Source organism: Bartonella sp. AA86SXKL (assembly GCF_042196885.1).
Window position 1 is genome coordinate 1 of sequence record NZ_JBHIRE010000215.1, and the last position, 852, is coordinate 852.

Sequence of the window (852 nt, forward strand, 5' to 3'; positions counted from 1 at the left end):
GATTTTTATCAAAAGGGATTGGTGGCGCGAAAAGTGGCTAAAGTGAATTGGGATCCCGTTGACCACACTGTTTTGGCAAATGAGCAGGTTGTTGATGGACGCGGCTGGCGGTCTGGTGCTTTGGTTGAACAGCGGGAATTAACACAGTGGTTTTTCAAAATTAGTGATTTTAGTGAAGACCTCTTGGCTGGGCTTGAGGAGCTTGAACAGTGGCCGGAAAAAGTCCGCATTATGCAAAAAAATGGGATTGGGAAGTCACAAGGCTTATTAAATCGTTGGGCTTGAAAGTCAACAGAGGAAGCTGATGAGGTTTGTAAGTCCTTTGATGAGGTTGTCTGTTATTCAACACGACCCGATACACTGTTTGGAGCCTCCTTTTTGGCGCTCTCTGTCGATCATCCCCTTGCGCAAGCTCTTGCGCAGAAGGATAAAGCGCTGGAGTTTTTTATCGAAAATTGTCGGAGTGGTGGAACAACAACTGCAGAACTTGAAACCGCTGAAAAACAAGGGTTTCGTACATCGCTTGTGGCTGTTCATCCCTTTGATGTGGCGGTGCATATTCCTGTTTATGTCGCCAGTTTTGTGCTGATGGACTATGGAACGGGAGCTGTTTTTGGCTGTCCTGCCCATGATCAGAGAGATTTCGATTTTGCTCGTAAATATGATCTTCCTGTGCAGCCGGTAGTTTTGCCTTCAGGGGTTGAGAGAGAAGATTTTGCCATTACTGAAACGCCTTATCTCGGTGATGGGGTGATGATCAACTCCAGCTTTTTGGATGGTTTGACACCCCAACAGGCTTTTGAAGAAGCAGCTAAAAGGCTTGAGGGACAAATGCTTAATGGGAAGCCTCAA

General features: G+C 46.2%; 1 pseudogene. It reads left to right on the plus strand.

The features are described 5' to 3' along the window. Window positions 1-852: pseudogene (locus ACFIO5_RS11055) on the plus strand (leucine--tRNA ligase); the annotation flags it as partial.